The sequence below is a fragment of the Williamsia sp. MIQD14 genome (assembly GCF_051025635.1).
Lineage (GTDB): Bacteria > Actinomycetota > Actinomycetes > Mycobacteriales > Mycobacteriaceae > Williamsia_A.
Map to the genome: position 1 here is coordinate 129,376 of NZ_JBPFDG010000004.1, position 26,386 is coordinate 155,761.

Below are 26,386 nucleotides of genomic sequence, written 5' to 3' on the forward strand. Positions count from 1 at the left end.
CGCCGTCACCCGCACCCCTGCCCGCCGTCTCTGCGTCGGGGCGGGCGTGTGGGATCGCCGGGCGCCGAACCGGTGGCCGTTGGCACAGATCGCGGATAGGTTGTGAGGGTGAGATCACAGCCGCACGTGCTCGGAATTGTTCTCGCCGGCGGTGAGGGAAAGCGTTTGTTCCCTTTGACCATGGACCGGGCGAAACCCGCGGTCCCGTTCGGCGGGGCGTACCGGCTCATCGATTTCGTGCTGAGCAACCTCGTGAACGCCGGGTATCAGCGGCTGTGCGTGCTCACCCAGTACAAGTCGCACTCGCTCGACCGCCACATCTCGCAGACGTGGCGGATGTCGGGCTTCAACGGCGAGTACATCACCCCGGTCCCGGCGCAGCAGCGTCTCGGTCCGCGGTGGTACACCGGCAGCGCCGACGCGATCTTCCAGTCGCTCAACCTCGTCTACGACGAGGAGCCCGACTACATCGTGGTCTTCGGCGCCGACCACGTGTACCGGATGGATCCCGAGCAGATGGTGGAGGCGCACATCGCCTCCGGTGCCGCGGCGACGGTCGCCGGCATCCGCGTCCCGCGCAGCGAGGCGTTCGCGTTCGGCTGCATCGACGCCGACGAGTCCGGACGCATCACCCAGTTCCTGGAGAAGCCGAAGGACCCGCCGGGAACCCCCGACGATCCCGAGGCCACCTTCGCCTCCATGGGCAACTACGTCTTCACCACCTCGGCACTGGTCGAGGCGATCCGCGCCGACTCCGAGGACAGCGACTCCGACCACGACATGGGTGGCGACATCATCCCCGGGTTCGTCAACCGCGGCGAGGCGTTCGTCTACGACTTCAAGGACAACGAGGTCCCCGGCGCCACCGAGCGCGACAAGGGCTACTGGCGCGACGTGGGAACCCTCGACGCCTTCTACGACGCCCACATGGATCTCGTGTCGGTGCACCCGGTGTTCAACCTCTACAACCGACGCTGGCCGATCCGTGGCGCGGCCGAGAACCTGGCGCCCGCCAAGTTCGTCCACGGCGGTCTCGCGCAGGAGTCCGTCGTCGGCGCCGGGTCGATCATCTCCGCTGCGACGGTGCGCAATTCGGTCTTGAGCTCGAACGTGATCATCGAGGACGGTGCCACCGTGGAGGGCAGCGTCCTCATGCCCGGCGTCCGCATCGGTCGGGGAGCCGTGGTCCGCAAGGCGATCCTCGACAAGAACGTGGTCGTCGGTCCGGGCGAGATCCTCGGGGTCGAACTCGAGCGGGACCGCGAGAAGTACGCCATCAGCACCGGCGGCGTCGTCGCCGTCGGCAAGGGTGTCAGGCTGGGCTGAGGCCCTTGGCTCGTCGCGCGGCGGCCACCAGAGCGGCCATCTCGGCGTGGTGGGTCCCCTCGGGCAGCGCATCGACCGGCCACCATCGCAGATCGACCGATTCGTCGCTGCGCACGATCTCGGGCAACCCACCGTCGGGGCCGGGAGGCGCCACGCCGAGGAAGCGCACGTCGAGGTGACGGGTGGGCACTCCCAGCGAGCACGTGATCGGGTGGGTGTGCAGTGCGATCGGCTCCGACGACAACGTCAGCCCGGTGATCCCGGATTCCTCGGTCGCCTCGCGCATCGCGGCGTCGGCGATGCCGTCGTCCTCGGGCTCACAGTGCCCACCGACCTGGATCCACGCCCCGACGCGGGGGTGCAGCGTGAGGAGCGCGAAGGACCCCGTGTGGTCGAGGATCATCGTCGAGGCCGTGAGATGACCGGGCGCGCAGGGGCGCAGACACGCGTCGTCGCGTGCGGCGAGGAACGCGAGCACGGTGTGGCGCATGGAGTCCTGATGCGGGTCGGTGGTCGACCACCCGGTCAGCATCTCCACCGCCGACCGGTGCAGGCTCGCCGCGGTCACCGGATCTCCACGGTGCCGGTCGGGTCCGCCGGTGGGCGCAGGTCGGGGTCGGCGTCGCGCGCATATCCGATCGCGATGGCCCCCAACGGTTCCCACTCGGCCGGTACGTCGAGGACGTCGGTCACGACGTCGCCGGCGAAGATCGTCGACCCCACCCAGCAGCTGCCCACCCCGCGCACCGACAGGGCGACGAGCAGTCCCTGGACCGCGGCCCCGACCGCGACGGTGAACATGGTGTGTTCGGCGCGCGTGCGCGCCTCGTCGGGATAGTCGTGCGCCCCGTCGAGGGCGAGCATCGGGATCACGAGTTCGGGGGCGTCGTAGAGGAGCTGCCCGCGTGCGACGCGCCGGGCGATGGACGCCTCGTCGCGTCCGTCGGCCGCGAGGTCCTCGCGCCAGCGGTGCGCCATCGCGTCGAGCAGCCGCGTGCGACGCTCACGGTCGCGCACCCACACCAGTCGCACCGGGTGGGTGTGGTGCGGCGCGGGCGCGGTCAGTGCCTCGGCGAACGCAGCGTCCATGATCGCGGGCTCGACGGGGTCGGCGGTGAAGGCGCGGACCGAGCGACGGGTCAGCAGGGCCTGGCGTCGACCGAGGTCGATGGCCTCGGCGGTCCCCAGCCAGAACAGGTCCTCGTCGCCCGGGCGGACGAGATCGCGTGCGCCCGAACCATCGTCGTGGGGACGAAGGCCCCGCACGATCGCGACCGGCGTCTCGATCAGCTTGCCCTTCACCAGATCGGCGGCCGCGGCTATCTCGTCGACGACGGCGATGTCGGTGACGATCAGCGGGTTGCCGTGCGGGTCGACGGTGCCGTCGTAGGGGTGGGTCACCGCGATGCCCGCCGAACCGATCGCCGCGTCGATCTGGCCGTTACGCCAGGCGCGACCCATGGTGTCGGTGACGATCACCGCGACACGCACGCCGGGGTCGGCGGCCAGTCGGTCGCGAAGCCGGCGGGCGCTGGTGTCGGGATCGACAGGCAGCAGCGCCAACTGGTCGGTGTCGATGTTCGACCCGTCCACGCCGGCGGCCGCCTGCACGATGCCGAGGGCGTTCTCGGTGATCAGCGTGCGGTTCTTCCGCGCCAGGACACGCACCGACTCGGCGTCGATCAGGCGGCGCCGCAACGCGTCCCGTTCGTCGGGGTCGATCGGTGCGGTGACCATACGGCCCTCGATCTTCGAGAACACCTTGCTGGTCACCACCACGACGTCGTCGTCGCGTAGATCCGGTGCGGCGGCGGCGATCGCGGCGGCGAGATCGTCGCCCTCGGCGAAGCGGGGGAGTCCGCGGACACCGATGATCTCGAGTGCACCGGTCGCCGCGTGATCGGCGGCGGGGCGCAGGGGGTCAGCCGTCATGTGCGACACCGACGAGATCGCAGGCGTCGCGGACCATCTGGGCCGTCGTCTCCGGATCGCTCATCAGCAGCGGCACCTCACGGGTGGCGATGCCGGGGATGTCGGCGCCGTCGCCCGGCGCGACGAGCCAGCCGTCGAGGATGCCCGTGCCCGACCGTGCGCCGTAGTGGGCTCCGATGGCCTGCGAGGTGGTCTCGACCCCGATCACCGAGAGGCATTCGTCGGCCATGCCGCGCAGCGGTGCACCGCCGATGACCGGCGAGATGCCCACCACCGGAGCGGAGGTCGCGCGCAGCGCAGCGCGGATGCCCGGAACGCTCATGACGGCGCCGATGCTGACGACCGGGTTGCTCGGTGCCAGCAGCACGATGTCGGCGTCGGCGATCGCCTCGAGGACACCGACGGCGGGTGTCGCCTTCTCCGAGCCGACCTGGGCGAACCCATGGGTGGGGATCTGCGCCCGGTAGCGCACCCACCACTCCTGGAAGTGGATCGCCACCTTCGCGTCGTCCGGATCGCCGCTGCGGTTGACCACCACGTGGGTCTCGTGACGGTCATCGGTCACCGGGAGCAGCCGGACCCCGGGTTGCCACCTCTTGCACAGGGCCTCGGTGATGTCGGCGAGGGTGTAGCCGGCGTCGAGCATCTGCGTGCGGATGAGGTGGGTGGCGAGGTCGCGGTCGCCGAGCCCGAACCAGTCGGGGTCGGCGCCGTAGGCCGCCAACTCCTCCTTGGCGTTCCAGGTCTCGTCGGTACGCCCCCACCCGCGTTCGAGGTCGATGCCCCCGCCGAGGGTGTACATGCACGTGTCGAGATCGGGGCAGATGCGCACGCCGTGCATCCACGCGTCGTCGCCGACGTTGACGATGGCGGTCACCCCGGAGTCCGAGGGGGTGGACTCGGCTCCGGCGGGAAACGGGGTGCGGCCGAACAGATGGCGCGCACCCTGCAGGAATCGGGCGCCACCGACGCCACCGACGAGAACCGTTGCCTTCACGACCGCCCACTCTAATGGGCGTCGCGGGAGTGGCCCGTGGCCACCGACGCCGAAGCGAGACATGCGACACGCCGGGAGTGCGACACTCCGGTGGTGTCGCGCCGCGGAATACCGGACCGGCAGTGGTATTGGCAATTTCGCCGTTTCGCTTGACCGAGACACCGGCGTACGTGTCTAATCACACCAGTGTCATTAGCGTTTTGTGATCGAGAATCGTTGAGCCGCTTCGGGTTCGATCACATGTTCGAACGGGTCGAAACGTCCGGTCCGGACGCTGCTGACACCGGCACCACCCCACGCACCACGATTCTCGCACCGGCTGCGCCCCTGCGGCGACGGTCATCACCCACCTCGGCCGTCCTGCGGCCGCAAACGAATTCACGAGGAGCCCGGCGATGACTTTCGAGCACCGGATGGGTGACGGATTCCCGTCGAACCACGCCTACCCGACGGCCACGAGCGCCGCGGAGTCCGCGTTCGCGCCCGCCACGCCGTCCACCCCGCACCTGAGCCTCGTCCCCGACGACTTCGATGCCCTCTTCGACGACATCGAGGATCAGTGGCAGGACCGCGCGTTGTGTGCGCAGACCGACCCCGAGGCGTTCTTCCCCGAGAAGGGCGGCTCCACCCGCGAGGCCAAGCGCATCTGCTCCGGCTGCGAGGTGAAGGCCGAGTGCCTCGAGTACGCCCTGCACAAGGACGAGCGTTTCGGTATCTGGGGCGGACTGTCCGAGCGTGAGCGCCGGCGCCTCAAGCGCGGCATCATCTGATCTCCCGCCGGCCCCGTCCGTGTCACGCCTGACGGTGTGACCAGGGGTGCCGAGCCCGAGAACCGTTCGGGTTCAGTGGGGTTCGGGGTCGATGGTGTCCTCGTCGAGCCCCAGGTGTGTCGCCACCTGGTGCACCAGGACCTCGTGGACGAGGTCGAGCAGATCGGCTCCCTTGTCCGCGCGACTCTCCAGCGGTCGTCGGAAGATCACGATCCGTGCCCGCGACGGACGCCCGTTGGCGTCGATACCCGCCGGCAGCAGCCGGGCCAGCGGGATCGCGCCGTCCGCGGTCACCTCGTCGGGCCACTGCACGGTCTCGGGGTCGCGGGGGAGGACCCGTGGTATCTCGTCGACCGCCAGATCGAGATCGCCCAGCTGTTCGTGCCACCGCGCATCGATCTCGGCGAACGCCTCCAGCACCACCAGGTCGAACGACTCCGAGCGCGTGTTCGCCGCGGGTACCTGCGGCGGCAGCAGACTCGACCGCAGGCCGCGGCCGCGACGATCTCGACGTCGGCGCCGCGTGGGTCCCGGACCCGACGCGGAACCACGATGCCGGGAGACGACCGGAGGGACCCTGCGTGCCATGGCGAGAGTGTAAGCACGCCGAGATCGCCACCGGACTACACGGCGTGCGGCGGTGTGTCTGCTGCCCCGGCGGGGTCGGTCGGGATAATCTCGCGGGGTGAGGCTCCCCCGTCAGTGCAGCAGGCCCGGCTGTGCCCAACCCGCGGTCGCGACGTTGACCTTCGTCTACGCCGAGTCCGTCGCCGTCGTCGGGCCGCTCGCCTCGACCGACGAGCCGCACTCGTGGGATCTCTGCGACGACCACGCCAGCCGCATCACCGTCCCGCGGGGCTGGGAGATGATGCGCAGCACCGGCGGATGGGCGACCCCTGCCGGTGACGAGGACGATCTCACCGCACTCGCCGAGGCGGTCCGTGAGGCCGGTGGCCTGCGGGCGGCCGGATCGGCATCGGAGTCGATCAGATCGTGGTCGCCGTTCGTGGGGTCGTCGACCACCGGCGCGGGTCCGGCGGGATCGGCACACACGGGTTCGGCTGCTCCGGGGTCGCCGCGTTCGCGACCGCGCCCCGGTCGCCGCGGGCACCTGCGGGTGCTACCCGACCCGATCGACTGACGGTTCGCCCGCGTTCCGTTCCCCGCCGGCGCGGCCCTCGTGGTCACCGACGTCGGCGCGTCGAGACGAGCGTCGCGCCCACCAGCGTTCGGCGGCGGCGCACCCGACCATCACGAGGGCGGCCAGTGACCACCCCAGGATCAGGTCGAACACATAGTGCTCGGCGGAGTACACCAGGGTGAAGGCCATCGCCGCGGCGTAGCCCACCCACAGGATCCGGCCGCGGGGACCGACCCGTCGCCACATGAACATCGCCAGCAGACCCGTCAACCCGGCGTGCAGGGACGGGATCGCGGCGACCTGGTTCGAACGTTCCTGACCGACCTCGATCACGTCGCGCACCGGCCCGATGTGCAGGACGTCCCAGCCGCGACTGGAGATCCGCTCGATGAAGGGCTTCGCGGCCGGGTCGTCGGGGGTCATCGGACCCAACACCCCGCCGCCGGGGACGTTCTCGGGTGTACCGGTGATGCACGGCGGGAAGGCCGGGCCGCCGACAACCTGTTCGGCGGTGCACTGCGCCGCCGCCCACGGAGGTGCCGCCGGCACCAGGATGTAGCCGACGAGACCGAGGAAGAACAGCACGACGAACCGCGTCACGAACTTCTTCCACGCCATCCGGTCGCGCAACCAGAGCCAGCCCGCCAGGGCGTAGGGGACGATGAAATACGACATGTAGACGACGCTGGTGATGATCTCCCACCACTGCGGGTCGGCGTGTTTGAGATGTTCCTGCAGCCACACCGTCGGGACCACGCCGAACATCCAGCGATCGGCGTCGACCGCGAGATGCCATCGCGTCGGCATGCCGAGGAACGCCGCGGTGCCGCGCGTGCTCTCGTAGGCGAACAACACGAGGCCGAACGGCAACCAGTCGCGCAGCACCAGGAGCGGGTTGCGCCGACCGATGCTCGCCGCGGCCAGACCGGTGACCACCACCGCCATGATCGGGACGAACCCGAACGACATCACCCGCGTGCCGGCGAGGGTCGCAACGACCAACGCCCACACGACGATCGCGATCCGCCGTAACCTCACGGCTCCCGGCGACGATGTCGGGGTACCGGTGTCGGGCCCGCTCTGCAGCGGGGATCGGAGGTCGGTCACCGGCAGGCTCCTGCGACTAGGCTGACCCCTGCGAGTTCGAAGTCCGCACCACCGATGTCACACCGAGGAGACCCACCGTGCCTGACCCGACCGGGGATCGCAGCGTCGCCACCGACCGGACCACCGAGTCCGTCGCCGCGGTGGTGAAGGCCTACGACGTCCGTGGCCTGGTCGGCGAGCAGATCGACGCGCCGTTCGTCGCCGACGTGGGACGCGCCTTCGCCCGCCTGGTGCGCGCCGACGGCGCGACGTCGATCGTCGTCGGACACGACATGCGCGACTCCTCGCCCGAGCTCTCCCGGGCGTTCGCCGACGGGGTGTGCGAGCAGGGTGTGGACGTGATCCTCATCGGTCTCGCGTCGACCGATCAGCTGTATTTCGCCTCCGGGCGTCTCGATCAGCCGGGTGCCATGTTCACCGCGAGCCACAACCCGGCCGCGTACAACGGCATCAAGCTGTGCCGGGCCGGCGCCAAGCCGGTCGGACAGGACACGGGACTGGCGACGATCGCGGCCGAACTCGTCTCCGGGACGGCGCCCCATGACGGTGCGCGCGGCACCATCAGCGAGCAGGACGTCCTCATGGACTATGCGGCGTATCTCCACGAACTCGTCGATCTCTCCGGTAGTAGACCGCTGACGGTCGCGGTTGACGCGGGGAACGGCATGGGCGGACACACCGTCCCGGCGGTCCTGGGTGATTCCCCGGTGTTCACTGTGCGTTCACTCTACTTCGAACTCGACGGGACCTTCCCCAACCACGAGGCGAACCCGCTCGACCCGGCGAACCTCGTCGATCTGCAGGCCTACGTCCGCGAGACCGGCGCCGACATCGGGCTGGCCTTCGACGGCGACGCCGACCGCTGTTTCGTCGTCGACGAGAAGGGCGACCCCGTCTCCCCGTCGGCGGTGACCGGCCTGGTCGCCGCGCGCGAACTCGCGAAGAACCCGGGCGCGACGATCATCCACAACCTCATCACCTCCCGCGCCGTTCCCGAGTTGGTCAGCGAACTCGGCGGGACGCCCGTGCGGACGCGGGTCGGCCACTCGTTCATCAAGGCGCAGATGGCGCAGACCGGCGCGGTGTTCGGTGGCGAGCACTCCGCGCACTACTACTTCCGCGACTTCTGGGGCGCCGACTCCGGCATGCTCGCCGCGATGCACGTGCTCGCCGCTCTCGGCGAGACCGACGTCCCCGCGTCGCAGCTGTTCGCCGCCTACGAGCGGTACCACGCCTCCGGCGAGATCAACTCGACCGTCGCCGACGCCGCCGCGAGCACCGCGGCGGTGGTCGCCGACTTCACCTCCGAGACCGCCGACGTCGACTCGCTCGACGGTGTCACGGTGAGCCTCGCCGACGGATCGTGGTTCAACCTGCGTGCCTCCAACACCGAACCCCTGCTGCGCCTGAACGCCGAGGCCGCCGACGCCGCACGTGTCGATCAGCTCGTGGACCGCATTCTCGCCATCGTCCGTCCGTGAGCGCCGATAAGCTGATCTGATGCTCACCGGCGCACCCGACCTCGACGACGTCACGCGGCTGCAGTCCGCCGACGTCCACGGGTTGTTGCGCGCCGCGGCGCTCGCCGGGGCTCAGGTGCGGGCCGTCGCCGCCGCCGTCGACGAGCAGGTGCTGGCACCCCTCGCCGATCTGCGGCCCCGCGCGGTGGTGATCGTGACCGGTCACGGGACGGCGCGCCGGGCCGCCGATCTCGTCGTGGCGACCCTCGCCGCCCGTACCGACGTGCCGGTCGTGGTCGCCGACAGCCTCCCCGGATGGATCGGGCCGCTCGACGTCGTCGTGGTGTCCGGCGACGACGCCGGAGACATGGCGCTCGCCGACGCCGCGGCACGATCGGTGCGTCGGCGTGCCGAGGTCGTCATCGACGCACCCATGGAGGGTCCGATCCGTGACGCCGCGGCGGGATCGGCGCTCGATCTGTCACCCCGGGTGCCGGTGCGGCCGGAGTTCCGGTTCGTCGGTCATGTCGTCGCACTGAGTTCGGTGATCCGTGCTCTGCGCGCGGTACGCACCGCCGGGCCCGACCTCGACCTCTCGGCGCTGGCCGAGGCCCTCGACGACGAGGCCGGCGCCGCCCACCCCGACAACGAGGTCTTCCACAACGCGGCGAAGGGTCTGGCGTCGCGGATCTCCGGGCGACCCGTCACGTGGGCGGGGGACACCCCGGCGTCGACGGTGCTCGCCGTACACGCCTCGCGCACGCTGCACGCCGTGGCCGGTGTGGGCAGCGTCGGATGCGATCTCGTGGAGGCCGTCGCCGCCCAGGCCGCCCGACCGGAGGCCTCGGGCGAGGTCGACTCGATCTTCCACGACCCCGAATTCGACGGTCCCGCAGGCGGTCCGGCCGTGCGGGTGCAGGTCATCACCACCCCGGGTCGCGAGTGGTCGCTGCACCAGCGGATGTCGGTGCTGAGCGACGCCGACGTGGTGGAGGTCGGTCCCGCCGGCGACACCGGGCCCGCTCCTCTCGAACCCGGCGCCCCCGCCGGTGTCGAGGGGATCGACACCCCCGCGGACATCGCGCCGTTGCTGCTGGCGGCGTTGCGGATCGAGATGGCAGCGGTCTACCTGCGGCTGATCGGGGCGGTGTGATGCACGTGCTCGAAGGGGTCGTGCGGCCCTACGCCTGGGGATCGCGAACCGCCCTGGCGGCGCTGCGGGGGCTGCCGACACCCTCGGCGCATCCCGAGGCCGAACTGTGGTTCGGTGCCCACCCCGCCGCCCCGGCCCGTGCGCTGGACGAGGACGTGGACCTGTTGTCGGTGATCGAGACCGACCCCGCCGCGCAACTGGGCCCGGCGTGCGCAGACACCTTCGGCAACCGGTTGCCGTTCCTGCTCAAGGTGCTCGCGGCCGACGAACCCCTGTCGTTGCAGGCCCATCCCACCCTGGCGCAGGCGCGCGCCGGGTTCGCCCGGGAGAACGCGGCCGGCATCGCCCTCGACGCACCGGACCGCAACTACCGCGACGACAACCACAAACCCGAATTGGTGGTGGCGCTCACCGAGTTCGACGCCCTCGCCGGGTTCCGGGAGCCCGCCACCACCGTCGACCTCCTGCGCGATCTGCAGGTCGCCGAGCTCGACCCCTACCTGGGTCTGTTGGCGGGACAACCGGATTCGCACGGGTTGCGTGCCCTGTTCACCACCTGGATCACGTTGCCCGACGCGATCCTGCACGCGCTCATCCCCGCCGTCCTCGACGGGGCGATCGCCTACCTCAACCGGGGTGACCGCCGCTTCGCCACCGAACTGCAGACCGTCCTCGAGCTCGGCGAGGCGTATCCGATGGATCCCGGGGTGCTCACCGTGCTCCTGCTCAACCGGTTGCGGTTGCGACCCGGCGAGGGGTTGTACCTCGGGGCGGGCAACCTGCACGCCTACCTGCGGGGCACGGCGGTGGAGGTGATGGCCAACTCCGACAACGTGTTACGCGGTGGCCTGACCCCCAAACACATGGACGTACCCGAGTTGCTCGCCGTCCTCGACTTCGCGCCGTCGGCCCCGGCCGACCTGCACCCGCACATCCACGTCCTCGGCGCCGAGAAGATCTACAGCACCCCCGCGCCGGAGTTCCGGCTCTCGCGGATCGATCTCGACGGGACCGGTCTGCAGCGGTCGTCGTCGATCTCGCTCGACGCCGCGGGTCCGCAGATCCTCACGGTCATCGACGGGACGATCGAGGTGCGTTCGCACACCGGTCAGGTGGTGTCGGTCTCGGCGGGACACTCGCTCTGGCTCGGCGACGCCGACCCCGACGTGGTGGTGCGCGCGGCGTCGAGTGCGGCGGTGTTCTTCCGCGCGTTGGTGCCCTCCCCCCGGCCGGTCGCGGGCGGAGCCGAGGACCGGGCCCACGCCGGTGCCGAGCGGTCGTCCGGCGGTGCGGGGCTCAGCTCCCGGACGTGAGCGAGCCGACCAACCGCTCCCATTGGTGACCGATCTCGTCGATCGTCAGCCCCTCGTGTTCGGTCAGGTGGTGGATGGCGGCGGCCTCGAGCGGTGCGAGCACCGCGAGGCTCAACGCCTCGTCCACGGGCGCGAATCCCATGTCGCGCAACAGCGCCCGGACGTGCATGACCGACACCTGTCGGGCGGGGTGCGACAGGCGGTCCGGTCCGGCCGCGTCGTCGGCCTCGACCAGGACGTCGAGATGGGCGCAGACCATGGCCAGCCGGGCGAGACCGTAGGCGACGAGCCGGTCGCGTGGTGCGGCGCCGGGACCCAGGGGAGGAGGGCCGGTCATGAAGGCGCGCTGCATCTCGGATTCGGAATGGTCGAGGAGCGCGAGCATCAGGCCGGCGCGGCTGCCGAAGCGGCGGAACACCGTCCCCTTGCCGACGCCGGCGGCACGGGCCACCTCGTCCATCGTCACCGCGGCGGCGCCGTGGTTGTCGATCAGGCGCTTCGCGGCGTCGAGGAGCAGCAGTCGGTTGCGTCCGGCGTCGGCACGTTCCCCCTCGCCGGGCCCGGCCATCGGCAGCGCGGTGGTGCCCATCGGCAGGTCCGGGAGCGGTGCCGCGGAGCGCGCACGAGGGCGCTGCGTGGGGTCGCCCACGGCGTCGCCGGTACTGGACGTGCGTTCACCTGACACTCCCCGAGCGTATCGGGCCACCCCGCGGGGAATGTATTCGGACTCTGGTCCGTTTGCACGGCGGTGCAGTGCGGCACGAGTACCAGAGAACACACGACGGACTGAGAACGAGGAGTGGTGACGGTGTCGGAGAACACGACGCGGATCGCGGTGTTGGTGGGAAGCCTCCGGGCGGGATCGATCAACCGGCAACTGGCAGAGGTCGCTGCGGCGACGGCGCCGGAGTCGGTGCACGTGGAGATCGTGGAGGGACTCGCGGCGGTGCCGTTCTACAACGAGGATCTCGATGTCGAGCCCCTCGACCCGGCGGTGGCGGATCTCCGTGCGGCCATCGACGCCGCCGACGCGGTGTTGATCGTGACGCCGGAGTACAACGGCACGATGCCCGCGGTCGTCAAGAACGCCATCGACTGGGCGTCGCGGCCCTACGGCGCCGGTGCGTTGAAGGACAAGCCCGTGGCGGCCATCGGCGCGTCGCTGGGTCGGTATGCCGGGAAGTGGTCGCAGGACGACGCGCGCAAGTCGCTCGGTGTCGCCGGCGGCCGCGTCGTGGAGAGCGTCGAGGTGGGTGTCGCGACCTCGGAATTGGGTGAGCGGACCGTCTCGCAGGTTCCCGAGATCGTCGCGCAGGTACGTGACGCGGTCGCCGACCTCACCCATGCGGTGGGTGTCGCGGCCTGACCCGAGCCCCTCGGTGACCCCTGTCCGCAGCGCGGTGGGGGATCGTCGGCGCAGACGCTGTGGCGGCATCACGACATGTGGTGCCGCCACTGTCGTATGTCCGGCCTACTGTGACGTGCGACACGCCGACGGCGCATCGGGCGAAAGGGCTGCGACCTGGGACTTCCATGAATGTCATTCGCAAGCTGTTGTGTTGCTGACAGATGTCACCCACTAGGTGTAGTGTTTTGCAGACCGAGAGACCACGTCAGCCATGAGTCACGACGACCCCCTCTCGCCCGAATCACACCACTGTCATCACCGCTCCACCCCGGGCCGTTGTCATCACCGTCGCGACCACCGCAGCGTCACTATCTCGAGGAGAAATCCATGGGCATCACCGTCTACACCAAGCCGGCATGTGTTCAGTGCAATGCCACCTACAAGGCATTGGACAAGCAGGGGCTGGAGTACGACATCGTCGACATCAGCGTCGACGACGAGGCCCGCGACTACGTGATGGCGCTGGGCTACCTCCAGGCGCCCGTCGTGGTGGTCGGCGACGATCACTGGTCGGGCTTCCGTCCCGACCGCATCAAGGCGCTCGCCACCGTCGCCGCCTGATCGCTCCGTTCACCGTCCCACCCGCTCGAGGAGGTCCATCGTGCCCGTCACGACCCCCGACCTCCCCGTGAACGCCGAGTCCCCGGTGATCTCGCCCGACCCGTTGATCGTGTACTTCTCGAGCGTCTCGGAGAACACACACCGGTTCGTGCAGAAGCTGGGGATGCGGTCGGTGCGGATCCCGGTGACCGCAGGCACCCTCGCCGTCGACGAGCCGTACGTGCTGATCTGCCCGACCTACGGCGGCGGCAAGCCGTCCGACGCCGGCGACGGCCCGATCCGCGCGACCGGGGGCTTCGTGCCCAAGCAGGTCATCCGGTTCCTGAACGACGAGCACAACCGTTCGTTGATCCGCGGTGTCATCGCCGCGGGGAACACGAACTTCGGCGAGGAGTTCTGCCACGCCGGAGATGTCATCGCGGCCAAGTGCCGTGTCCCGTACCTCTACCGCTTCGAACTGATGGGCACCGCCGAGGACGTCGAGCGGGTCCGCGCCGGTCTGGCGCGATTCGCCGCCGACCGGCGACCACTGCTCGCCGGCGTGCCCACCGCCTGCTGACGGTCGGCGCCGCGCCCTGCGGAAGCGGGCCGCCGTCGGTCAGATCGACTCGTACACAAAGCTTCTCGTCACGTCCCCCCGCGTGATGCCTCCCATCTCGTACGCCACCCCCGAAAACAGGAGCACTCCAGTGTCGCCAACCGTTACCCCCGTCAAAGACGCGACCGACGCCTCGGCGAGCAACTCGGGAGTGCACCCGGGCCCGGCCGGGCACGAGCCTGCCGAGATGGACTACCACTCGCTCAACGCGATGCTCAACCTGTACGACGCGGACGGCAAGATCCAGTTCGAGAAGGATCGGGAGGCGGCCAACCAGTACTTCCTGCAGCACGTCAACCAGAACACCGTCTTCTTCCACGATCTCGACGAGAAGCTCGACTACCTCGTGGAGGAGAACTACTACGAGCCCGAGGTCCTCGAGCGCTACGACCGTGAGTTCGTCAAGGACCTCTTCGGCTACGCCTACAAGAAGAAGTTCCGGTTCCCCACCTTCCTGGGGGCGTTCAAGTACTACACCTCGTACACGCTCAAGACGTTCGACGGGAAGCGCTACCTCGAGCGCTTCGAGGACCGTGTCTGCATGGTCGCCATGACGCTGGCCGACGGCGACACCGACCTCGCGCGCAACCTCGTCGACGAGATCATCTCGGGCCGTTTCCAGCCGGCCACCCCGACCTTCCTCAACTCGGGCAAGAAGCAGCGTGGCGAGCCGGTCTCGTGCTTCCTGCTCCGCATCGAGGACAACATGGAGTCGATCGGCCGTTCGATCAACTCCGCGCTGCAGCTGTCCAAGCGCGGCGGCGGAGTCGCGTTGCTGCTCAGCAACATCCGTGAGCACGGCGCACCGATCAAGAAGATCGAGAACCAGTCCTCGGGCGTCATCCCGATCATGAAGCTGCTCGAGGACTCGTTCAGCTACGCCAACCAGCTCGGCGCGCGTCAGGGTGCCGGCGCGGTGTACCTGCACGCGCACCACCCCGACATCTACCGCTTCCTCGACACCAAGCGTGAGAACGCCGACGAGAAGATCCGCATCAAGACGCTGTCGCTGGGTGTCGTGATCCCCGACATCACCTTCGAGCTGGCCAAGCGCAACGACGACATGTACCTGTTCAGCCCGTACGACGTCGAGCGCGTCTACGGGGTGCCGTTCGCCGACATCAACGTGAGCGACAAGTACCACGAGATGGTCGAGGACCGTCGGATCCGCAAGACCAAGATCAAGGCGCGCGAGTTCTTCCAGACCCTCGCCGAGCTGCAGTTCGAGTCGGGCTACCCGTACATCATGTTCGAGGACACGGTGAACCGCGCCAACCCGATCGACGGCAAGATCACCCACTCGAACCTGTGCTCGGAGATCCTGCAGGTCTCGACCGCGTCGACGTTCAACGACGACCTGTCCTACTCCACGGTGGGCAAGGACATCTCGTGCAACCTGGGGTCGCTGAACATCGCGAAGACGATGGACTCGCCCGACTTCGGGCAGACCATCGAGACCTCGATCCGTGGACTCACCGCGGTGAGCGACCAGACCGCGATCACCTCGGTCCCGTCGATCCAGGAGGGCAACAACAGCTCTCACGCGATCGGCCTCGGTCAGATGAACCTGCACGGCTACCTCGCCCGTGAGCGCGTCTACTACGGCAGCGAGGAGGGCATCGACTTCACGAACATCTACTTCTACACGGTGCTGTTCCACGCGCTACGCGCCTCGAACCTCATCGCCCAGGAGCGCGGCCAGTCGTTCGGCGGCTTCGAGAAGTCGAAGTACGCCAGCGGCGAGTTCTTCGACAAGTACACCGACCGCGCCTGGGAGCCGGCCACCGCACGTGTCGCCGAGCTGTTCTCCGAGGCAGGCGTGCACATCCCGACGCAGGACGACTGGCGTCAGCTGCGGGCATCGGTGCGCGAGCACGGCATCTACAACCAGAACCTGCAGGCGGTGCCGCCGACCGGATCGATCAGCTACATCAACCACTCCACCAGCTCGATCCACCCGGTGGCCGCGAAGGTCGAGATTCGCAAGGAAGGCAAGATCGGCCGCGTGTACTACCCGGCGCCGTACATGACGAACGACAACCTGGACTACTACCAGGACGCGTACGAGATCGGCTACGAGAAGATCATCGACACCTACGCCGCGGCGACGCAGCACGTCGATCAGGGCCTGAGCCTGACCCTGTTCTTCAAGGACACCGCCACCACCCGCGACGTCAACAAGGCGCAGATCTACGCATGGCGCAAGGGCATCAAGACGCTGTACTACATCCGCCTGCGTCAGCTCGCGCTCGAGGGCACCGAGGTCGAGGGTTGCGTCTCGTGCATGTTGTGACTCCCCGCATGTCCGTGAACCCCAGTCTCGCAGCCAGTTTCCCGACCGAACCGATCATCAGGAGCGCACGATGACCTCCACACAGAGCCATTCACCCGCCGACGGGGCGCCCATCAAGCTGGTCAGCCGTGTGTCGGCGATCAACTGGAACCGGGTGCCCGACGAGAAGGACGCCGAGGTCTGGGAGCGGCTGACCGGCAACTTCTGGCTGCCCGAGAAGGTGCCGGTGTCCAACGACATCCCGTCGTGGGGCACGCTCACCGATCTCGAGAAGCAGCTCACCATGCGGGTGTTCACCGGCCTGACGCTGCTCGACACCATCCAGGGCACCGTCGGTGCGGTGTCGCTGATCCCCGATGCGGCCACCCCACACGAGGAGGCGGTGCTCACCAACATCGCGTTCATGGAGTCGGTGCACGCCAAGTCCTACAGCTCGATCTTCTCGACGCTGTGCTCCACCAAGGACATCGACGAGGCGTTCCGCTGGTCGGAGGAGAACGTCAACGTCCAGCGCAAGGCGAACATCGTCATGGACTACTACCGTGGCGACGACCCGCTCAAGCGCAAGGTCGCCTCGACGCTGCTCGAGTCGTTCCTGTTCTACTCGGGCTTCTACCTGCCGATGTACTGGTCGAGCCGCGCAAAGCTCACCAACACAGCCGATCTCATCCGTCTGATCATCCGCGACGAGGCCGTGCACGGGTACTACATCGGCTACAAGTACCAGCGTGCGCTGGAGGTGTGCACCCCCGAGCGTCGCCAGGAGCTCAAGGACTACACCTTCGAGCTGCTGTTCGAGCTCTACGACAACGAGACCGACTACACCGAGACCCTCTACGACGAGGTCGGTCTCACCGAGGACGTCAAGAAGTTCCTGCGCTACAACGCCAACAAGGCCCTGATGAACCTGGGCTACGAGGCGATGTTCCCGCGCGACGAGACCGACGTGAACCCGGCGATCCTCTCGGCGCTGTCACCCAACGCCGACGAGAACCACGACTTCTTCTCCGGGTCGGGAAGCTCGTACGTCATCGGCAAGGCCGTCAACACCGAGGACGACGACTGGGACTTCTAGGCAGCCTTCGGCTGGGATTTCTAGAGTCCCGGTGACACACGCTCCACTTGCTGCGACACGCCCCGGCCACGGCCGGGGCGTGTCGTCGTTCAGGCGACGCCACCGTTGACGCGGACGATCTGACCGCTGATCCAGCTCGCCTCCGATGACGTGAGCAGGGCGACGGCGTCGGCGATCTCGGTGACGCCGCCGAGTCGGCCGGCGGGGGAGGCCTTCTCGATGGCGGCGAGCTGCTCGGGGGTCTTGCCGTCGGCGAACATCTCGGACCGCACCAGTCCCGGCGCGACCGCGTTGACGGTGATCCCGCGCGATGCCAGCTCCTTCGCCGCGACCCGGGTGAACGTCTCCACCGCGGCCTTCGCCGCGAGGTAGACGCCCATCCGCGGCGTCGTGACCGCCACGGCGGTGCTCGACAGGTTGACGATCCGACCGCCGTCGGCCAGATGCCTGGCTGCTGAACGCACTCCGTTGTACGTGCCCCGTGTGCTGACGTCGAAGACACGGTCATAGGCGTTGTCGTCGAGTTCGGACAGCTCACCCAGGACGCTGACGCCGGCGTTGTTGACGAGGATCCCGACGGCGCCGAATTCTGTTCGTGCCGTGGCGAACAGCTCCTCCACGTCCGTCGGCGACGCGACGTCTCCCCGGGTGGCGATCGCTCTGCCGCCGGCCGCGACGATCGATTGCACCGTCTCATCGGCCCCACCCGCGTCGCGGGAGTAGTTCACCACCACGGGGTGGCCGTCACGTGCGAGGCGCTCGGCGATGGCGCGGCCGATCGATCGGGAAGCGCCGGTGACGATGGCAGGGGCAGGGCCAGGAGCAGGAGCGCGGGTTGTCATGACAACCACGATAGGTCGGCATGGTTGTCGTGACAACCCTGCGGTCGATACGGTGGCCTCATGACATCGAGCGCTCGCCTCACGCCGACGGAACTCGCGCTGTGGCACCAGTTCAAGCTGGTCGGGGAGAAGGTGAACGCCGCGGTGGAGCGCGACATCCTCGCGGCGTCGGATCTGACCGGGGCGGAGTTCGGGGTGCTGACGCGTCTGGTCGACCTCGGCCACGGAACGCTGCGCCAGGGGGAGCTGGCCACATCGATGCGGTGGAACAAGAGTCGGGTCTCGCACCAGATCACCCGCATGGAGAAGCGAGATCTGGTGGCGCGCAGTGTCGGCGACACCCCCTCGGTCACGGTGAGCATCACCGAGGTCGGGGAGCGCGCGCTCACTCCGGCACGACCAGCGCACGCCGCCTCGATCCGGGCGAACCTCACCGACAAGGTGACGGCTGACCAGCGCGCGGCACTGGCGTCGGCCTTCGAGTCACTTCTGGCCGACTGAGCGTGTGCGGCAGCAGAGCTGGTTGCTAGCGGGTGACCTCGGTGAGCTTGCCGGTGGCGACGTCGAAGACGAACCCGCGCAGCGAGGTCGTCTTGGTGACGAACGGGCTGTTCTCGATGCGGGCGAGAGACTGCTTGACGTCCTCGTCGAGATCGGGGAACGCTTCGGCCGACCACGCCGGCTTCTGGCCGATCTCGTCCTGGATGCCGCGCTTGAACTCGTCGTCGGTGAAGGTGAGCATCCCGCAGTCGGTGTGATGGATGAGGATGATCTCGGTCGTCCCGAGGAGTCGTTGGCTGATCGCGAGCGAGCGGATCTCGTCGTCGGTGATGACACCGCCCGCATTGCGGATCACGTGCGCCTCGCCCTCCTCGAGGCCGAGGATCCCGTACACGTTGAGCCGCGCGTCCATGCAGGCCACAACCGCGACGTGCTTGCTCGGGGGCAGGGGGAGCGGGCCGGAGAAGCCGGCGGCGTAGTCGGCGTTGTTGCTCAGCAGGTCATCGGTGACGGTCATGAGCTCATGCTGATGCGTGCATGATCCGGGCGACACCGTTGCGGTCACCCGGCGTCAAAGGGTGCCCGGGCCGCGAGGGTCAGCTCGAGGAGTTGAGCGAGCGGGTCGCGTCGCCCAGTACGACCGCTGCCGCGGCGAGACCGCCGGTGCCGTACCAGATGTCGTCGTCGACCACGAGGACGCGGTTGTATCCGGGGGCTCCCATGTCGAGCCACTTGTCGCTGCGCATCACCGACGAGCCGTGTTCCTGGGCGGCCTTCGTCCGGAAACTGACGTAGATGAGGTCGGCGTCGGCGTCGGTGAAGTTGTCGTCGTTCACCGTGATCGCTCCGGCGCCGCGTTGCGTCGCCGGACGTTGGACACCCATCGCCGACAGGATGGTGCCCGCGAACGATCCGGTGCCCTCGATGGTCTCGCTGTTCTCACCGAAGCGCACCAGCCCGACCTGCGAGTGAGAGGCGTCGACGCGCAATCCGGCGCGGCGGGCCTGCTCGGCGAAGGTGTCGAGGCGCCGTTGCCCGGTCTCGCCGCGGCCCAGTCCGTCGGCGACGGCGGCGAACTGTTCGCGCCACCCCAGGGTGCGGTCGATGGTGACCGCTCGGCCGCCGAACGCGGTCGCGCGGGATGCGTCGTATCCGAGGACGACATCGGCGTCGGCGGCGCGCGCCGCGGCGGGCGACGGGTTCGTACCGATCGTGGGCAGCGACAACACGGAGGGGCCGAGGTTGCGGGCGATGGATCCGCGCTCGGCGGCGACCGCCACCACCTTCGACTGGATCCCGAGGGCGCAGACGGCGTCGAGCAGGGCGGGATCGGTGACCGCGATACGGGCGACATCGGACTGCCCGGAGTCGGGTGTCGACGGTGCGCCGCAGGCGTTGTCGAAGTTGCGTTCGGGAGCGACGAGGTACGCGTTGGCGATCTTGGTCGTCGTGGTGGTGACGTTGCCCTCTCCGGGCGGGGTGCCGGTGTCGCCGCACGCCGTCACGGTCAGGGCCGTCGCGGTCGCGACCGCGAGTGCCGCCACGATCGTCGATCGACGCTTGGAAATACCGTTCACCTGCAGTCTTCCGCTCCGGGCCCGAGGGTCGACCACCCTCATGTCGACGCTCACGCTAGCACCGTGTCCGGATCGTCCCGTGGCTCCGCCGCGCGGGCCGCCTCCGTAGTACGACAGAACGTAGGACCCGCTCGGCTCAGAGGGGTCTGAGGGTTTACGATCAACCCAGTGCACTTTGTTGTCGCGGGCTCTCGGGCCGCGCGCAGGCAGGAGGATCTGTGACCGCCGTAGACCAGCCCACCCAGGTGGCTCCGGTTAGGGCCTACCCCGACCGCACGGGTGCCAAGGGGTCGTTCATCTACAAGATGATCACGACGACCGACCACAAGATGCTTGGCATCATGTACCTCGTCACGTGTTTCGCGTTCTTCCTGATCGGCGGCCTCATGGCCCTGCTGATCCGCGGCGAGCTCGCCCACCCGGGCATGCAGTTCCTCTCCACCGAGCAGTACAACCAGCTGTTCACGATGCACGGCACGATCATGCTGCTGCTCTACGCGACCCCGATCGTCATCGGCTTCGCCAACGTGGTGCTGCCGCTGCAGATCGGCGCGCCCGACGTGGCGTTCCCGCGCCTCAACGCCTTCAGCTACTGGCTGTTCCTCTTCGGTGGCCTCATCGTGCTGGCCGGCTTCATCACCCCCGGTGGTGCCGCCGACTTCGGATGGACCGCCTACACCCCGCTGACCGACGCCATCCACTCACCCGGCGCGGGCGCCGATCTGTGGATCATGGGCCTCGCGGTCGGCGGTCTCGGCACCATCCTCGGCGCGGTCAACATGGTCACCACCGTGGTCTGCCTGCGTGCACCCGGCATGACGATGTTCCGCATGCCGATCTTCACGTGGAACATCCTCGTGACCAGCGTCCTGATCCTGCTCGCGTTCCCGCTGCTCACCGCTGCGCTGATGGGTCTGGAGGTCGACCGTCAATTCGGCGCCCATCTCTACGATCCCGCCAACGGCGGCGTGATCCTCTGGCAGCACCTGTTCTGGTTCTTCGGGCACCCGGAGGTCTACATCATCGCGCTGCCGTTCTTCGGCATCGTGTCGGAGATTTTCCCGGTGTTCTCCCGCAAGCCGATCTTCGGCTACTCCACGCTGATCTACGCGACCCTCGCCATCGCGGCGCTGTCGGTCGCGGTGTGGGCGCACCACATGTACGCCACCGGCGCGGTGTTGCTGCCGTTCTTCGCCTTCATGACGTTCGTGATCGCGGTGCCCACGGGGGTCAAGTTCTTCAACTGGATAGGCACGATGTGGAAGGGCCATCTGACGTTCGAGACGCCGATGCTCTTCTCCGTCGGCTTCCTCGTGACGTTCCTCTTCGGTGGACTCACCGGTGTGCTGCTCGCCAGCCCGCCGCTGGACTTCCACCTGTCCGACAGCTACTTCGTGGTGGCGCACTTCCACTACGTCCTCTTCGGCACCATCGTGTTCGCCACCTACGCGGGCATCTACTTCTGGTTCCCGAAGATGACCGGCCGCATGATGGACGAGAAGCTGGGCAAGATCCACTTCTGGCTCACGTTCATCGGTTTCCACGCGACCTTCCTCGTGCAGCACTGGCTGGGCAACGAGGGCATGCCGCGTCGCTACGCCGACTACCTGCCGTCGGACGGGTTCACGACGCTCAACGTCGTGTCCACGGTCGGTGCCTTCATCCTGGGTCTGTCGACACTGCCCTTCCTGTGGAACGTGTTCCGCAGCTACCGCTACGGCGAGGTCGTCACCGTCGACGACCCGTGGGGCTTCGGCAACTCGCTCGAGTGGGCCACCAGCTGCCCGCCGCCGCGCCACAACTTCACCGAGCTGCCCCGGATCCGTTCGGAGCGACCGGCGTTCGAGCTGCACTACCCGCACATGATCGAGCGGATGCACGCCGAGGCGCACGTCGGCCAGGCGAGCAAGCACATGGAAGAGGCGAAGCGCGATCCGGTCACCGTGGGCTCGCACGAGTCGTCGGCGGATTCCGACCCGAGCTGACATGTCACCCGACCCCGCGTCGGGCGCCGATGGAGACACTCCGATGACCTCGCCGGGTACGGCTGTGCTCATCACCGTGACAGGTCCGGATCGTCGGGGTGTCACCTCGGTACTGCTCGGTGCGCTGTCTCGCCACGGTGTCGACCTCCTCGACGTCGAACAGGTCGTCATCCGTGGGCGTCTCACCCTCGGGGTGTTGGTGCTGTGCTCCGGCGATCCGGAGAGCCTGCAGGACACCGTCGAACAGGCGATGAGCTCCATCGACATGGATGTCAGCGTCGATGTCGGCGCCGACCCGGGCGTGCGGACGGTGTCGTCGCACGCGGTGGTCATGCTGGGCAACCCGGTGACCGCCCGCGCGTTCAGCGCCGTCGCCACCGATCTCGCCGCCCAGGGCGGCAACATCGACTCGATCCGCGGAATCGCCGACTACCCGCTGACCGGGCTGGAACTGCTCATCAGCGTCAGCCGCGACGACGTCGCCGCCGACGCCGCCCTGCGCAAGGGACTGGCCAAGATCGCGACACGCCACGGCATCGACGTCGCCGTGGAGCGCGCCGGTCTCGCGCGTCGCGCCAAGCGGCTCATCGTGTTCGACGTCGACTCGACCCTCATCCAGGGCGAAGTCATCGAGATGCTCGCCGCGAAGGCCGGCCGGGAGGCCGAGGTCGCCGCGGTCACCGAGGCGGCCATGCGCGGCGAACTCGACTTCGCCGAGTCCCTGCACCAGCGTGTCGCCGCCCTCGCCGGACTCGACGCCTCGGTGATCGACGAGGTCGCTGCGTCACTCGAACTCACGCCGGGCGCACGGACCACCATCCGCACACTCCATCGCCTCGGTTATCACTGCGGTGTGGTCTCCGGCGGCTTCCGGCAGGTGATCGATCCGCTCGCCCACGACCTCGAACTCGACTTCGTGCGCGCCAACACCCTCGAGATCGTCGGCGGCAAGCTCACCGGCCGGGTGATCGGTGAGGTCGTCGACCGTCCCGGCAAGGCCATCGCGTTGCGCGCGTTCGCCGATCAGGTCGGCGTGCCGATGGAGCAGACCGTCGCCGTCGGCGACGGCGCCAACGACATCGACATGCTGACCGTCGCCGGCCTCGGGATCGCGTTCAACGCCAAACCCGCGCTGCAGGAGGTCGCCGACGCCGCCCTGTCGCACCCGTTCCTCGACGCCGTGCTGTTCATCCTGGGCGTCACGCGCGACGAGATCGAGGCCGCCGACGCCCTCGACGGCATGTTGCGTCGCGTCCCCCTCGCCTGACCGGCGCACACACCCATGACCTTCGCCGACCGGTATCGACTGCTGTCGCGGCGGCACGGTGGTGCCCCCGACCCCGCCGACCCGAGCCGGGTCCTCGCGATGCCGCTCGTGCTCCGGATCGAGAAGGGTGACCCGCCGCCCCGTCGTGACCTCCTCACCGCGGCCGCCCGCGCGAGCGTGCTGCTCTGCCTCGACGAGCGCGTCGACCCGGAGTGGGATGCCGACGGTGACATCGGGCCCGGTCCGTGGCACGATCCCGTCGCCGGATGGTGTGGCGCCCGGATCCGCAAGATCAGTCGACGCGCGCGTGGCGCGCACTGGGTCGCGGCGGCCGAGGTCGACGGCCTCACCGTCACCGCGGGTGCCGCGCAGGCCCGCGCGATCGTGCCGGGACCCGTCGGTGGTCTCGACCGCCGCATCGCGCGACTGCAGATCGGCGGCACCGACGTCGAGGGTGACCTCACGCCGCCCGCGGCGGACGGCGAGGAACTCGTGCTCTGGGTCAACCCGCACCTCGACATGACCGTCGGCAAACTCGCCGCGCAGGTGGGCCACGGTGCGATGCTCGCCGCCGCGCTGTACCCGCTCGCGGAGTGCGAGACCTGGTGGCGTGCGGGATGTCCGCTCACGGTCGCCGTCGCCCCACCCGACGACTGGTCGCGGGCCGTCGACGCGGACGGTCGGGACACCATCGCCGTCCGCGACGCGGGGTTCACCGAGGTCGAACCCGGGTCGGTGACGGTCGTCGCCGCGCGCGGCGCCTTCTCGTCCGGCCGCACGGCGCGACGCACACAGGCACCGCAGGGATGAGAGGGTTCGGGGCATGAGCGAACTCCCCGACTGGGCTGAACACCTCGATCTCCGGCCGCACCCCGAGGGCGGCTGGTTTCGCGAGACGTGGCGCAGCGATCTCGTGATCCCCGAAGCGGTGCTGGCCACATCCGGAGGTCCCGGGGGCTATGTCGGCGACCGTGCCGCGGGTACGGCCATCCTGTTCCTGCTGCCCGCGGGCGCGGAGTCGGCGTGGCACACGGTGCGAGGCGCCGAGATCTGGTTGCACCACCGCGGCGCCGCGGTGGAACTGATGCTCGGAGGCACGGGCGACGCGCCCGCCGACGAGACAGCGGTCGTCCTCGGACCCGACATCGTCGCCGGTCAGAGCCCGCAGTACGTGGTCCCGCCGGGGGTCTGGCAACGCGCGCGATCGGCCGACGACGAGGCCTCGCTGGTGAGCTGCATCGTGGTGCCGGGCTTCGACTTCGCGGACTTCGCACTCGTCTGACGCACTCGCCGGACGAAGATCGGCGAAACCGTCGCCGACCCGAGTCGGAACCCACCACAGGCGTCGCGGTGCGGCACGATGGGAACGTGCCCGACCCCGATGCGACCGACCCCGCTGAGCCCCAGGCCGATGTGTCCCCGCCGCCCTCGCCCGATCCCGATCTGCTCGTCGACTTCACCGACGTCACCCTGGTCCGGGGTGGGACGACGCTGGTCGGCCCCATCACCTGGCAGGTGGAACTCGACGAACGATGGGTCGTCCTGGGTCCCAACGGTGCCGGGAAGACGTCGCTGATGCGGATGGCGGCCGCCGAGACGCACCCGACCTCGGGCACCGCGAACCTGCTCGGTGAACGCCTCGGTCACACCGACATCCGCGACCTCTCGACGCGCATCGGCGTGACGTCGTCGATGCTGGCCGAACGCATCCCCGACCACGAGGTGGTGACCGATCTGGTGATCTCCGCCGGCTACTCGGTCCTCGGCCGCTGGCGTGAGGAGTACGAGGACGTCGATCGTGCCCAGGCCGTCGAGACCCTGGAGTCGATGGGTGCCGAGCACCTCGCCGACCGGCGCTTCGGCACCCTGTCGGAGGGGGAACGCAAAAGGGTGCTCATCGCCCGCGCCCTCATGACCGATCCCGAGCTGCTGCTGCTCGACGAGCCGGCCGCGGGACTCGACCTCGGCGGACGCGAGGAACTGGTGGCCCGACTCGGCGTTCTCGCCGCCGATCCCGACGCGCCCGCCACGGTCCTGATCACCCACCATGTCGAAGAGATCCCCGAGGGGTTCACCCACGCGCTGTTGCTGTCGCAGGGCGCGGTGGTGGCGCAGGGACTGCTCGACGACGTGCTGACCGCGGACAACCTCACCGCCGCGTTCAGCCAGACCATCGCCCTCGACCGGATCGACGGCCGGTGGTTCGCCCGCCGGGCCCGTCGTGCGGGAGGCCACCGGCGGGCCCGCGAATGAGCACCCCCGGCGACTTCCGCCCCGTCGACGACCCCGAGTCGGTCCCGGTCCGTGACGCCGCGACCGTGGTCCTCGTCCGGGATGCACCCGCCGACGACACCCACGGTCCGGGCATCGAGGTGTTCCTGATCCGGCGCGTGGCGCAGATGGCCTTCGCCGGTGGGATGACGGTGTTCCCCGGCGGAGGGGTCGACCCCCGCGACGCCGAGGCCGACATCGCCTGGACCGGACCCCAACCGGACTGGTGGGCACAGCAATTCGGCTCAGACGACAGCGAGCCGTTGGCGCAGTCGCTGGTGTGTGCCGCAGTACGCGAGACCTTCGAGGAGTGCGGGGTGCTGCTCGCCGGGTCGGGGGCACACGACGTGCTGTCGGACACCTCGACGCACGACCCGGCCCGCGCCGACCTGGTCGACAAGACGATCTCGCTCGCGGGGTTCCTCCGCGACAACGGCCTCGTGTTGCGGGCCGATCTGCTCGCGCCGCTGGCGCACTGGATCACCCCGCTGGGCGAGCGGCGTCGCTACGACACCCGATTCTTCCTCGCCGTGCTGCCGACGGGTCAGGTCGCCGACGACCGCACCACCGAAGCCGCCTCGGCCGGGTGGCACCGCATCGACGACGTGATGGCGCGGTGGCGGGCCCGCGAGGCATTCCTGCTGCCGCCGACGTGGGCCCAACTCGACCATCTCGCGGGGTTCGACACCGTCGCCGACCTCATGGCGGCACCCCGCACCATCGAGACCATCACGCCGACACTGATCTCCGACGGCACCGCGGTGCGCATCGAGTTCGACGGATCGGATCGTTACGGCGACCTGTGACCC

At 69.0% G+C, this 26,386-nt stretch carries 27 protein-coding genes; 18 read left to right on the plus strand and 9 right to left on the minus strand.

The window, feature by feature from the left end; genetic code table 11:
- Window positions 1–108: 108 nt before the first annotated feature.
- Window positions 109–1,326, plus strand: a complete 1,218-nt coding sequence (glgC, locus tag ACQ7HM_RS15215; RefSeq protein WP_434217092.1) for a glucose-1-phosphate adenylyltransferase — start codon at window positions 109–111, stop codon at window positions 1,324–1,326.
- Here glgC and ACQ7HM_RS15220 read toward each other — a convergent pair.
- Genes ACQ7HM_RS15220 through cofD form a run of 3 tightly spaced genes read right to left on the minus strand, consistent with a single transcriptional unit; the run spans window position 1,313 to window position 4,255 of the window.
- A complete protein-coding gene (locus ACQ7HM_RS15220) occupies window positions 1,313–1,894 on the minus strand; it encodes an NUDIX hydrolase (protein ID WP_434217093.1) in 582 nt (193 codons plus the stop codon). The genes glgC and ACQ7HM_RS15220 overlap by 14 nt on opposite strands.
- Complete coding sequence (locus ACQ7HM_RS15225) at window positions 1,891–3,243, minus strand: coenzyme F420-0:L-glutamate ligase (RefSeq protein ID WP_434217481.1); 1,353 nt, start codon at window positions 3,241–3,243, stop codon at window positions 1,891–1,893. The genes ACQ7HM_RS15220 and ACQ7HM_RS15225 overlap by 4 nt, the downstream gene beginning before the upstream one ends.
- Window positions 3,244–3,247: 4 nt before the next feature.
- The gene (gene cofD / locus ACQ7HM_RS15230) at window positions 3,248–4,255 is read right to left on the minus strand and encodes a 2-phospho-L-lactate transferase (protein WP_434217094.1); all 1,008 of its coding nucleotides are present in this window, start codon (window positions 4,253–4,255) and stop codon (window positions 3,248–3,250) included.
- Window positions 4,256–4,668: 413 nt separating this feature from the next.
- Between cofD and ACQ7HM_RS15235 the strand changes: the two genes are divergently transcribed.
- Window positions 4,669–5,025, plus strand: coding sequence for a WhiB family transcriptional regulator (locus ACQ7HM_RS15235; protein WP_434217482.1), 357 nt, complete (start codon window positions 4,669–4,671; stop codon window positions 5,023–5,025).
- A gap of 72 nt (window positions 5,026–5,097) precedes the next feature.
- On the opposite strand, the gene ACQ7HM_RS15240 is transcribed toward ACQ7HM_RS15235, so the two are convergent.
- Complete coding sequence (locus ACQ7HM_RS15240) at window positions 5,098–5,613, minus strand: metallopeptidase family protein (protein WP_434217095.1); 516 nt, start codon at window positions 5,611–5,613, stop codon at window positions 5,098–5,100.
- A 97-nt stretch (window positions 5,614–5,710) separates the two neighbouring features.
- Between ACQ7HM_RS15240 and ACQ7HM_RS15245 the strand changes: the two genes are divergently transcribed.
- Window positions 5,711–6,166: a DUF3499 domain-containing protein gene (locus ACQ7HM_RS15245; RefSeq protein ID WP_434217096.1), complete on the plus strand. Its 456-nt coding sequence runs from the start codon at window positions 5,711–5,713 to the stop codon at window positions 6,164–6,166.
- Here ACQ7HM_RS15245 and ACQ7HM_RS15250 read toward each other — a convergent pair.
- Window positions 6,146–7,273 (minus strand): phosphatase PAP2 family protein, encoded by a 1,128-nt coding sequence (locus ACQ7HM_RS15250; protein ID WP_434217097.1) that lies wholly within the window; start codon window positions 7,271–7,273, stop codon window positions 6,146–6,148. The genes ACQ7HM_RS15245 and ACQ7HM_RS15250 overlap by 21 nt on opposite strands.
- Before the next feature lie 77 nt (window positions 7,274–7,350).
- On the opposite strand from ACQ7HM_RS15250, the gene ACQ7HM_RS15255 reads away from it, so the two are divergent.
- From ACQ7HM_RS15255 to manA, 3 genes are read left to right on the plus strand one after another with little or no spacing between them, the layout of a single operon-like run.
- Window positions 7,351–8,754, plus strand: coding sequence for a phosphomannomutase/phosphoglucomutase (locus ACQ7HM_RS15255; protein WP_434217098.1), 1,404 nt, complete (start codon window positions 7,351–7,353; stop codon window positions 8,752–8,754).
- Between the two features lie 19 nt (window positions 8,755–8,773).
- Window positions 8,774–9,886: a hypothetical protein gene (locus ACQ7HM_RS15260; RefSeq protein WP_434217099.1), complete on the plus strand. Its 1,113-nt coding sequence runs from the start codon at window positions 8,774–8,776 to the stop codon at window positions 9,884–9,886.
- Entirely contained in the window at window positions 9,886–11,199 is a 1,314-nt protein-coding gene (gene manA / locus ACQ7HM_RS15265; RefSeq protein ID WP_434217100.1) for a mannose-6-phosphate isomerase, class I, read from the plus strand. Before ACQ7HM_RS15260 ends, manA begins: the two co-directional genes overlap by 1 nt.
- Here manA and ACQ7HM_RS15270 read toward each other — a convergent pair.
- Window positions 11,183–11,788 carry a TetR/AcrR family transcriptional regulator gene (locus ACQ7HM_RS15270; protein WP_434217483.1) on the minus strand — a complete coding sequence of 202 codons (606 nt, stop codon included), beginning with the start codon at window positions 11,786–11,788 and terminating at the stop codon, window positions 11,183–11,185. The genes manA and ACQ7HM_RS15270 overlap by 17 nt on opposite strands.
- 219 nt (window positions 11,789–12,007) lie before the next feature.
- Between ACQ7HM_RS15270 and ACQ7HM_RS15275 the strand changes: the two genes are divergently transcribed.
- From ACQ7HM_RS15275 to nrdF, 5 genes are all read left to right on the plus strand, one after another.
- Window positions 12,008–12,565 carry an NAD(P)H-dependent oxidoreductase gene (locus tag ACQ7HM_RS15275; protein ID WP_434217101.1) on the plus strand — a complete coding sequence of 186 codons (558 nt, stop codon included), beginning with the start codon at window positions 12,008–12,010 and terminating at the stop codon, window positions 12,563–12,565.
- Window positions 12,566–12,934: 369 nt separating this feature from the next.
- Window positions 12,935–13,168, plus strand: coding sequence for a glutaredoxin-like protein NrdH (nrdH, locus tag ACQ7HM_RS15280; RefSeq protein ID WP_434217102.1), 234 nt, complete (start codon window positions 12,935–12,937; stop codon window positions 13,166–13,168).
- An 85-nt stretch (window positions 13,169–13,253) separates the two neighbouring features.
- Window positions 13,254–13,727 carry a class Ib ribonucleoside-diphosphate reductase assembly flavoprotein NrdI gene (gene nrdI / locus ACQ7HM_RS15285; RefSeq protein WP_434217484.1) on the plus strand — a complete coding sequence of 158 codons (474 nt, stop codon included), beginning with the start codon at window positions 13,254–13,256 and terminating at the stop codon, window positions 13,725–13,727.
- A 130-nt stretch (window positions 13,728–13,857) separates the two neighbouring features.
- Entirely contained in the window at window positions 13,858–16,059 is a 2,202-nt protein-coding gene (gene nrdE, locus ACQ7HM_RS15290) for a class 1b ribonucleoside-diphosphate reductase subunit alpha (protein WP_434217103.1), read from the plus strand.
- Window positions 16,060–16,129: 70 nt separating this feature from the next.
- Window positions 16,130–17,134 (plus strand): class 1b ribonucleoside-diphosphate reductase subunit beta, encoded by a 1,005-nt coding sequence (nrdF, locus tag ACQ7HM_RS15295; RefSeq protein WP_434217104.1) that lies wholly within the window; start codon window positions 16,130–16,132, stop codon window positions 17,132–17,134.
- Window positions 17,135–17,223: 89 nt separating this feature from the next.
- Here the strand turns inward: nrdF and ACQ7HM_RS15300 are convergent, their stop codons facing one another.
- Entirely contained in the window at window positions 17,224–17,976 is a 753-nt protein-coding gene (locus ACQ7HM_RS15300; protein WP_434217105.1) for an SDR family oxidoreductase, read from the minus strand.
- Between the two features lie 60 nt (window positions 17,977–18,036).
- On the opposite strand from ACQ7HM_RS15300, the gene ACQ7HM_RS15305 reads away from it, so the two are divergent.
- Complete coding sequence (locus ACQ7HM_RS15305) at window positions 18,037–18,477, plus strand: MarR family winged helix-turn-helix transcriptional regulator (RefSeq protein ID WP_434217106.1); 441 nt, start codon at window positions 18,037–18,039, stop codon at window positions 18,475–18,477.
- A gap of 25 nt (window positions 18,478–18,502) precedes the next feature.
- On the opposite strand, the gene ACQ7HM_RS15310 is transcribed toward ACQ7HM_RS15305, so the two are convergent.
- Together ACQ7HM_RS15310 and ACQ7HM_RS15315 are read right to left on the minus strand one after the other, a co-directional pair.
- Complete coding sequence (locus tag ACQ7HM_RS15310; protein ID WP_434217107.1) at window positions 18,503–18,994, minus strand: beta-class carbonic anhydrase; 492 nt, start codon at window positions 18,992–18,994, stop codon at window positions 18,503–18,505.
- Window positions 18,995–19,073: 79 nt separating this feature from the next.
- On the minus strand, window positions 19,074–20,054 hold the full coding sequence (locus tag ACQ7HM_RS15315; protein WP_434217108.1) for an ABC transporter substrate-binding protein: 981 nt from the start codon (window positions 20,052–20,054) through the stop codon (window positions 19,074–19,076).
- A gap of 218 nt (window positions 20,055–20,272) precedes the next feature.
- Here ACQ7HM_RS15315 and ctaD point away from each other — a divergent pair, with 218 nt between their 5' ends.
- From ctaD to ACQ7HM_RS15345, 6 genes are all read left to right on the plus strand, one after another.
- Window positions 20,273–22,039: an aa3-type cytochrome oxidase subunit I gene (gene ctaD, locus ACQ7HM_RS15320; protein WP_434217109.1), complete on the plus strand. Its 1,767-nt coding sequence runs from the start codon at window positions 20,273–20,275 to the stop codon at window positions 22,037–22,039.
- Between the two features lie 43 nt (window positions 22,040–22,082).
- Window positions 22,083–23,306, plus strand: a complete 1,224-nt coding sequence (gene serB, locus ACQ7HM_RS15325) for a phosphoserine phosphatase SerB (RefSeq protein WP_434217110.1) — start codon at window positions 22,083–22,085, stop codon at window positions 23,304–23,306.
- 15 nt (window positions 23,307–23,321) lie between these two features.
- Window positions 23,322–24,116 (plus strand): aminoacyl-tRNA hydrolase, encoded by a 795-nt coding sequence (locus ACQ7HM_RS15330; protein ID WP_434217111.1) that lies wholly within the window; start codon window positions 23,322–23,324, stop codon window positions 24,114–24,116.
- Between the two features lie 13 nt (window positions 24,117–24,129).
- A complete protein-coding gene (locus ACQ7HM_RS15335; RefSeq protein ID WP_434217112.1) occupies window positions 24,130–24,588 on the plus strand; it encodes a cupin domain-containing protein in 459 nt (152 codons plus the stop codon).
- Between the two features lie 131 nt (window positions 24,589–24,719).
- On the plus strand, window positions 24,720–25,559 hold the full coding sequence (locus ACQ7HM_RS15340; RefSeq protein WP_434217485.1) for an ABC transporter ATP-binding protein: 840 nt from the start codon (window positions 24,720–24,722) through the stop codon (window positions 25,557–25,559).
- A complete protein-coding gene (locus tag ACQ7HM_RS15345) occupies window positions 25,556–26,383 on the plus strand; it encodes an NUDIX hydrolase (protein ID WP_434217113.1) in 828 nt (275 codons plus the stop codon). Before ACQ7HM_RS15340 ends, ACQ7HM_RS15345 begins: the two co-directional genes overlap by 4 nt.
- Window positions 26,384–26,386 lie beyond the last annotated feature (3 nt).